The organism is Actinoplanes sp. GCM10030250 (assembly GCF_042666575.1).
In the GTDB taxonomy this organism is placed as follows: Bacteria; Actinomycetota; Actinomycetes; order Mycobacteriales; family Micromonosporaceae; genus Actinoplanes.
Genome location: NZ_JBHTDO010000009.1, coordinates 1 through 7806 on the forward strand (window position 1 = coordinate 1; position 7806 = coordinate 7806).

Annotated in this window: 7 protein-coding genes; 1 reads left to right on the forward strand and 6 read right to left on the reverse strand. The window is 68.6% G+C overall.

Features of this window, described 5'->3' with window-relative positions; genetic code table 11:
- Positions 1 to 726: 726 nt before the first annotated feature.
- Entirely contained in the window at positions 727 to 1335 is a 609-nt protein-coding gene (locus ACFQV6_RS14145; protein ID WP_378027908.1) for a hypothetical protein, read from the forward strand.
- Here the strand turns inward: ACFQV6_RS14145 and ACFQV6_RS14150 are convergent.
- From ACFQV6_RS14150 to ACFQV6_RS14175, 6 genes are all read right to left on the reverse strand, one after another.
- On the reverse strand, positions 1229 to 2713 hold the full coding sequence (locus tag ACFQV6_RS14150; protein ID WP_378027909.1) for an MFS transporter: 1485 nt from the start codon (positions 2711 to 2713) through the stop codon (positions 1229 to 1231). The two genes, ACFQV6_RS14145 and ACFQV6_RS14150, sit on opposite strands and share 107 nt — an antisense overlap.
- A 99-nt stretch (positions 2714 to 2812) precedes the next feature.
- Positions 2813 to 4168: an LLM class flavin-dependent oxidoreductase gene (locus ACFQV6_RS14155; RefSeq protein WP_378027910.1), complete on the reverse strand. Its 1356-nt coding sequence runs from the start codon at positions 4166 to 4168 to the stop codon at positions 2813 to 2815.
- On the reverse strand, positions 4168 to 5064 hold the full coding sequence (locus ACFQV6_RS14160; RefSeq protein WP_378027911.1) for a TauD/TfdA dioxygenase family protein: 897 nt from the start codon (positions 5062 to 5064) through the stop codon (positions 4168 to 4170). Before ACFQV6_RS14160 ends, ACFQV6_RS14155 begins: the two co-directional genes overlap by 1 nt.
- Before the next feature lie 14 nt (positions 5065 to 5078).
- Complete coding sequence (locus ACFQV6_RS14165; protein ID WP_378027912.1) at positions 5079 to 5903, reverse strand: ABC transporter permease; 825 nt, start codon at positions 5901 to 5903, stop codon at positions 5079 to 5081.
- Entirely contained in the window at positions 5896 to 6690 is a 795-nt protein-coding gene (locus ACFQV6_RS14170) for an ABC transporter ATP-binding protein (protein WP_378027913.1), read from the reverse strand. Before ACFQV6_RS14170 ends, ACFQV6_RS14165 begins: the two co-directional genes overlap by 8 nt.
- Complete coding sequence (locus ACFQV6_RS14175) at positions 6687 to 7703, reverse strand: ABC transporter substrate-binding protein (protein ID WP_378027914.1); 1017 nt, start codon at positions 7701 to 7703, stop codon at positions 6687 to 6689. Before ACFQV6_RS14175 ends, ACFQV6_RS14170 begins: the two co-directional genes overlap by 4 nt.
- Between the last annotated feature and the right edge of the window lie 103 nt (positions 7704 to 7806).

A 7806-nucleotide genomic window follows, 5' to 3' on the forward strand; every position in this document is an offset into this window, starting at 1 on the left:
AACTCTCCAATAAAAACCTTTGGAAAAGCGCTCCTGACAACAAACAAAATGTTGCCAAAGGAATCCCTAACCCATCCGAAGACAGGCCGGGGTATTGCCATAAATGGCACTGGCTTATCAAGCACCCTGTTGAGTTCTCAAAGAACAACCACACACCATCAAACGATCCGCATTTCGCGGCCCGCCCTCCGGGGCACTCGCTCTACTTTACCCGCCGTTTCCGTCTCGTCAAATTCAGGTTTCGCAACCCGAATTCCCCGACCCGAAAACTGTCCAGGCACCCCACAAAACCTCGCGATTCACGATCGCGTGATCAAGAGAAGGGTTTCCGTCAGGACGGCCGGCCCGAGCCCCTCGCGGGTCTCGCACGCTCGCCCGTCTCCCTGGCGGCTCGGACAACACTACCCGCCCCCTCCTGCCGTGCCAAGTCGGGTCCGCGGCGACCCGGGTCACATCCACCCGGCGAGTGAAAGAGCGCAGGTGAAGAAGCGGGTGAGGGGAAGCGGGGAGGAAGCCAGGGGAAGGGAAAGGCGCAACCACCCACTTCAGCCCGGCGGGCGCGCCGCGGCCCCGACCCGGCAGGTGATCGCGTGGCACGGCGGGACTCTTCGTGTGTCGTACAAGAAAAGTAGTAAGGGTGAGGGAACCACCCAGGCCTCGGCAGGGACGGTTGCGGGTGGAGGGACCGCGGGCATCGCATTGGCGGTGGGGGGATATAACCAGCGCATGCGGACTGATGAGCTCGCCGACCTCGTGAGTGAGGTACCGGGCACCGAGGTGACCTACGGGCCGGGGCTGGTCACGGTGCACGTCCCGGCGATCGGTGACACGGTCCGGATCGCCTTCCGGGATGTGATCGAGGCCTACGAGGTGGCGGTGCCGACCGGGGCGCCCGCCGTGCAGATCGACCTGAAGCGCAAGCGTGAGGTGCTGCCGTTGATCGTGACGGTGGACGACGTGGTGTTCACGCCCGCCTACGCGGACGACATGGTGGATCCGGAGGACGAGCTGCTGGTGCCGGCCATGCCGGGCCTGGTGTCGTATTCGGAGATGCACCGGGACGTGCGGATGCTGGGGCGCGCGGTCGACGACCCGGATGTGGAGCTGGACCCGGAGATGCTGGCGGCGACGCTGCTGGCGCACCGCTGTTTCATGGCGGGGGCGATCCGGGTGGGCCTGTGGCCGGTGCGGGTGGCGGCGTGGTGGGAGTACACGTCGGCGTGGGCGGTCAAGGCGTCGGTGCCGCTGGCGCGGTTCCGGGCGGACGAGCGGTGGGATCAGCTGATGTCGGATGTGGCGGAGGCGCGGAGGCAGTCGGTTCCGGCAGAGACGTAAGAGGTTCCGGCAGAGACGTAAGAGGCGGAGGCGTAAGAGGCGTAGGCGTAAGAGGCGTAGCCGTGAGGTCGGGGCGCGGGACCTGGATCGCGCAGAGCAGGGCTCCGGCGAGGGCGGCCGCGTACAACAGCAGCACTGTCACGTAGGGCGAGTTTCCGCTGGACCAGGTCAGGACAGCTCCGCCCACCGCGGATCCCAGGCTGCCGCCGACCGTACGCATGACGGTGTTGACCGCAGCCGACACCCCGGTCTGCTCGCTCGGAACGGCCTCGACCACGAGCGCGCCCACCGCCGCGAAGGCCAGCCCGATGCCGGCGCCCATGACCAGGATGCCGATGCAGATCTGCGGCAGGCTGTCGTGCCAGATCGCCAGCCCCAGATAGGACAGCCCGGCCGCCGCGATGCCCACAGCCAGAGCGGCACGCGGCCCCTGCCGGGCGGTGAGGCGCCGGTGCACCGGCATGACCAGCAGGTTCCCCACGGCGGTCGGCAGCATCACCAGGCCGACGACGGTCGGACCGGCGGCGAAGCGGTCGGCGACCATCAGCGGGATGACCATCCACGAGCCGAACATGCCGAAGCCGAGGAGGAACGTCGCGGCGTTGGTGGCGCGGACCGTGGGCAGGGCGAGGGTGCGCAGATCGACAAGGGGTTGCTCGGCCCGGCGCTGGGCTCGCCACCAGAGCACGGCGAGCAGGACCGCAGCCGGGACGGGATAGATGGAGCCGGTGCTGATGGCGAGCAGGAGCAGGCCCAGCCAGGTGGCGAGGAGGGCGGCGCCGGACCAGTCGACCTTGGCATTTCGCGACGCGCGCCTGCCGGGCGGCAGCAGCAGGAGCACCGGGATCATCGCCAGGGCGGAGACGATCGCAGGGATCAGAAACAGCCAGCGGGACGACAGAATCTCGAGGATCGGCCCGGCTGTGATGGTTCCGGCGGCGCCGCCGACGCTCATCACGGTGGAGATCGTGACGAACGCGCGGGGGCGGCGCAGCGCCGGTAGGTGATCACGGACCAGGGCGAAGCAGAGCGGGAAGACAGCGCCGCCGATACCCTGGATGACCCGGCCGGCGACCATGACCGGCAGCGTGTCGGCTGCCGCGGAGGTGAGGGCGCCGATGCTCATCGCGGTCAGAGCTGCGAGAAGGACGCGGCGCTTGCCGTGGACGTCGGCGAGGCGGCCCAGGATCGGTGTGGAGATGGAGGCGCTGAGCAGGAAGGCGGTCAGCAGCCAGGCGGCACCGGCGGGGGTGGTGCCCAGCTCGCGCTGGAACACCCCGAGGGCGGGCACCACCAGCGACTGCAACACCGAGTAGGCGGCGGTGGCCAGGCAGAGGCCACCCAGGATGGCGGGGGCGCGCCGATCAATCTCGGCCATGTGGGGCTCCAGCTTGTTTCACAAACCATGGGGGTACGGCCGAAGCGCCCACCCCGGCGGCGGTTTCAGCGCCGCCACCGGGGCTTGATGGCGGTCGTGTCACGAATGCTGGACCACGGCTTCGCGGTCGGCGACCGTATTACGGTTGGCCGGCCGGGGCAGGCCGTAGTGCTCCCGCAGGGTACGGCCGCTGTACTCGGTGCGGAACCGGCCGCGCTCCTGGAGGATCGGTACCACCTGGTCGACGAACGCGGCGAGCCCGGACGGCAACACCGGCGGCATGATGTTGAAGCCGTCGGCGGCGCCCGCCTCGTACCAGGCCTCGATCTTGTCGGCGACCTGCACGGCGGTGCCGGTGAAGGTGAGGTGGCCGCGACCGCCGCCGAGCCGGCCGATCAGCTCGCGGACGGTGAGGTTCTCGCGGCGGCCGAGGTTGACGACCAGGGTGCGGCGGCTCTTGGCGCCCTCGATCTGCTCCTCCTCCGGCAGGTCGGCGGGCAGTTGCTCGTCGAGATGGAGAACGCCGGCGTCCACCCCGAGCAGACCGGCCAGCTGGGCCAGGGCGTATTCGGGACGGATGAGCCGCTCCAGCTCGCGTTCGATGTCGCGCGCCTCGGCCGGTGTCGCGCCGATGATCGGCACGATGCCCGGCAGGATCTTGATGTGGTCGGGGTCGCGGCCGTGCTCGGCGGTCCGGCGCTTCAGGTCGTCGTAGAACTCCTGTGCGTCGGCGAGCGTCTGGTGCGCGGTGAAGACGGCCTCGGCGTACTTCGCGGCGAAGTTGCGGCCGTTCTCCGACGATCCGGCCTGGACCAGCACCGGGCGCCCCTGCGCGGACCGCGGCACGTTGAGCGCCCCGGCCACCGAGTAGAACCGGCCCCGGTGCTCCGGCGGGTAGATCTTCCGGTCGTCGCCCCACACCCCGGTGTCCTTGTCGGCGACGATGACCTCGTCGTCCCAGGAGTCCCAGAGCTTCAGCGACACGTCCACGAACTCGGCGGCACGCTCGTAACGTTCCTTGTGCGCCGGCAGGTGGTCGAGGTTGAAGTTGCGGGCCGCGTCCAGCCCGGCGGTGGTGACGATGTTCCAGCCGGCCCGGCCCCCGCTGACGATGTCCAGCGAGGCGAACCGGCGGGCCAGGTTGTACGGCTCGTTGTACGTCGTCGACGCGGTGGCGATCAGCCCGATGTGCGACGTCGCCCCGGCCAGCGCGGTGAGCAGCACAGTCGGTTCGAGCACCCCGGACGGGCGGCGCCCCACCTGGTCCCAGAGGACCGGGCCGTCGGCGAGGAAGACCGAGTCGAGTCTGCCCCGTTCGGCGATCTGCGCGAGCCTCTTGAAGTGCTCGACGTCGAGGTCGGCACGCGGGTTGCTCTCCGGGAGACGCCAGGCCGCCTCGTGGTGGCCGACGCTCATCAGGAACGCGTTGAGGTGCAGGTGACCGGGACGGCTCATCACTGCACCTGCGGGGTGTAGTGGGTGGCCTCGTCGCCCTCGAGGATGTAGCTCTTGGTGCCGTCGAGGCTGACCGGCACGTCGCCGGCGACGGTGACGCGGTGCAGCTTGCGGGCCAGGTCGCCGTAGTCGTCGGCGGCGTAGTGCTGGGTGCTCCGGTTGTCCCAGACCACGATGTCGCCGACCTGCCACTTGTGGCGCAGCGTGTTCTCCGGCCGGGTGACGTAGTGCTGCAGCAGCCGCAGGATGTCCCGGGACTCGGTCTTGGACAGGCCGAGGATGCCGGTGACGAAGTTGCCGATGAACAGGTTCGGCTTACCCGAGTCCGGGTTGACGCGGACCACCGGGTGCGCCGTGCGGTAACGGGTGGAGACGAAGACCTTGTGGTACTCGTCGACCTCCTTCGAGCGGAACTGCGGGTGCTCGGCGTAGTCGTAGGCGTTGGAGTGCTCGGCCCAGGCCCGGTCGGCGAGCAGGCGCAGGTGCTCCGGCAGGTCGCTGTAGGCGGCAGCGGTGTTGGAGAAGAGGGTGTCGCCGCCGTACGGCGGGATGACCAGGCTGCGCAGCGTGGTGGCCTTGGGCGGGGCGACGACGAACGTGACGTCGGTGTGCCAGGCGTTGGCGCGGGCGCCCTCACCGCCGGCGACCTCGAGGACGCTGGCCTGACCGTCGACGGACGGGACGGTCGGGTGCGCCAGGGTCAGCTCGCCGAAGAGCGACGCGAAACGCTGGTGCTGCGCGTCGTCGAGATGCTGGCCGCGGAAGACGAGCACCTTGTGCTCGACCAGGGCGCCGTGGATCTCCTTGGCGGCGCCCTCGTCGATCTCCTGCTTCAGGTCGACACCGGTGATCTCGGCGCCGATGCGGCCGCCGATGCGGGTGACGTCGATGCTCATGTCGGAAATCCCTTCTAGTTGGTGCGCCACGTCGAGAAGCGACGCTCGGTGGCGATCAGGAGCTGGTTGACGACGAGGCCGATGGCGGAGATCGTGATGATCCCGGCGTACATGTCGGCGACGGCGAAGTTGTACTGGGCGTAGTTGATGAGGTATCCGAGGCCCGCCTTCGCGCCGACCATCTCGGCGGCGATCAGGATCAGGATCGAGGCGGCGCCGGCCAGGCGGATGCCGGTGAAGATCGTCGGTACGGCCGCCGGCAGCACCACCTTCTGGAAGAGCCGGACCGGCCCCAGCCCGAGCGAGCGGGCCGACTTGATCAGCAGGGGGTCGACGGTGCGTACGCCGCTGACCGTGTTGAGCAGGATCGGCCACGTGCAGCCGTACAGGATGATCGCGACCTTGGACGTCTCACCCAGGCCGAGGATCAGCACGAAGACCGGCAGGATGGCGAGCGCCGCGGTGTTGCGGAACACCTCGAGCAGCGGGTTGAGCAGGTTCGCCACCGGCGTGTACCAGCCGATCAGCAGCCCGAGCGGCACCGCGATCAGCACCGCCAGCCCGAACCCGGCCGCCGACCGGCCCAGGCTCGCCGCGGTGTGGCTCCACAGCTCGCCGGAGACCAGCAGGTCCCACCAGGCGGAGAGCACCTCGGACAGCGGCGGCAGGAACACCGCGTCGACAACACCGAGCCGCGGGAACACCTCCCAGATCACGGCGAGCGCGGCGATCGCGGCGGTCCGGGTGAGCACCGCGCCGGTGAAGCGGGCGGCACGGCGCACCGGGATACCGAGCGGCCGGCGCGCCGGAAGCGCGCGTGCGGTGGTGACGCTAGACATGGGTGCCCTCCAGCTCCTCGCTGCGGGCGCGGTTGACCTCGTCGCGCAGCAGCGTCCAGATCTCGTGGCGGTAGTGGGCGAACTGCGGATCCGACCGCAGGTCCTCGGTGGCCGAGCGGGCGGTGAGCGGGATGTCGACGATCTCCTTGATCCGGCCGGGCCGGGACGTCATCACCGCCACCCGCTGGCCGAGGTAGACGGCCTCCTCGATGCCGTGGGTGATGAAGACGACCGTCTTGCCGGTCTTCTCCCAGATCCGCAGCAGCTCGTCCTGCAGGCCGTCGCGGGTCTGCGCGTCGAGGGCGGCGAACGGCTCGTCCATCAGCAGCACGTCCGGGTCGAAGGCGAGGCTGCGGGCGATCGCCACCCGCTGTTTCATGCCGCCGGAGAGCTCGTGCGGGTAGCGGTCCTGGAAGCCGTGCAGGCCGACCAGTTCGAGGTATTCGCGGGCACGCCCGGCCCGTTGCCTGCGCGGCACGTTTTTGGCCTCGAGACCGAACTCGACGTTGCCCTGCGCGGTCCGCCACGGCAGCAGCGCATATTGCTGGAAGACGATGCCGCGGTCCAGGCCGGGACCGGTGACCGGCTTGCCGTCGACCAGGATCCGGCCGCTGGTGGGCTCGGCCAGGCCGCCGAGCAGGTCGAGCAGTGTGGATTTGCCGCAGCCGCTGGGGCCGACGATGACGAGGAACTCGCCCGTGCGTACCTCGAGATTGATGTTCTGCAGGGCGGTTACCGTCGTCCCCCGGGCGGTGAAGGACTTGGTGATGTTCTCGAAGGAGATCACTGAGTCACCCCGTTGTAGTCGTTGGAGTAGAGGTCGGCCGGCTTGAGGTCGTCCTTCTTCAGCTCGCCGGTGCTGTTCAGCCAGTCGATCCAGACGCTGAAGTCGCTGTCCGCGATGACGCCGCCCTTGCTGGTCACGCCGTAGCTCTTCCAGAACTTGAGAGCGCTGGTGTCCTCGTTACGGGCGCGGCTCTTGATGATCTCGGTGAACTTCGCGATGACGGTTTCGCGCGGCTCGGTCTTGGACCACTCGATCGCCTTGGCCACACCGGTGATGAAGGTGCGCGCTGTGTCCGGGTTCTTCTTGAGGAAGTCGTTGCGCAGCACGTAGCTGCCGCCGGTGAACGCGCCGAGCAGCTCGAAGTCGGTGAACAACGGCCGGATGCCGCCGCGTTCGAGCGCCTTGTCGCGCAGGACGCCGCTGAGCGCGCCGACGTCGATCTGGCCCTGGCGCAGCGACTGCTCGGTGTTGACCGGCGGCACCACGACCAGCTCGACCTGCTTGATCTCCTCGGGGGTGAGCCCGTTGCGGGTCAGGTAGGTCTTGATGACCGCCTCGGAATGCGCGCCCAGGGTATTGACGCCGATCTTCTTGCCTATCAGGTCTCTGGCGGTCTTGATCGGACTGTTGTCGGCAACGAAATAGCCGATGTAGCTGTCCTTGTCGGACCCGTAATAGCCGACGACGGCGGTGATCGGTGCGCGGGAGGCCTTCAGCTTGACGATCGCGCCGTTGAAGGCGCCGCCGAAATCGATGTCGCCGGTGGTTGCGGCCTGGATGTCCTGTGGGCCGCTGATCGTGTTGCCGATCCATTTGAGTTTCACGTCGCCCAGATAACCGAGTGAATCGGCTAGCTCGGCGGGGGTGACGGCGCCTACCGAGCCCTGGTAGCGCAGCTCTTTGACCTGCTCACCGGCGGCGGCGGCGCTGTCGGAGCCGCCGCATGCGGACAGCAGGGACGCGGCGAGGACGCCGGCGAATGCGGTGGCGATTGCGGATCTGCGGGTAACCATGGGGTGCTCCTTGAAAATGGCCAGGTGCCATCGACCGATCGGCGCAATGTGCCGTCGGTATTCGATTGCTCAGCGTTGATTGCTTCGGCGGTTGCCGGGTGGC

Coding starts and splice junctions, on each gene's coding strand:
- ACFQV6_RS14145 (WP_378027908.1), top strand. CDS start 727: ATGCGGACTGATGAGCTCGCCGACCTCGTGAGTGAGGTACCGGGCACC.
- ACFQV6_RS14150 (WP_378027909.1), bottom strand. CDS start 2,713: ATGGCCGAGATTGATCGGCGCGCCCCCGCCATCCTGGGTGGCCTCTGC.
- ACFQV6_RS14155 (WP_378027910.1), bottom strand. CDS start 4,168: ATGAGCCGTCCCGGTCACCTGCACCTCAACGCGTTCCTGATGAGCGTC.
- ACFQV6_RS14160 (WP_378027911.1), bottom strand. CDS start 5,064: ATGAGCATCGACGTCACCCGCATCGGCGGCCGCATCGGCGCCGAGATC.
- ACFQV6_RS14165 (WP_378027912.1), bottom strand. CDS start 5,903: ATGTCTAGCGTCACCACCGCACGCGCGCTTCCGGCGCGCCGGCCGCTC.
- ACFQV6_RS14175 (WP_378027914.1), bottom strand. CDS start 7,703: ATGGTTACCCGCAGATCCGCAATCGCCACCGCATTCGCCGGCGTCCTC.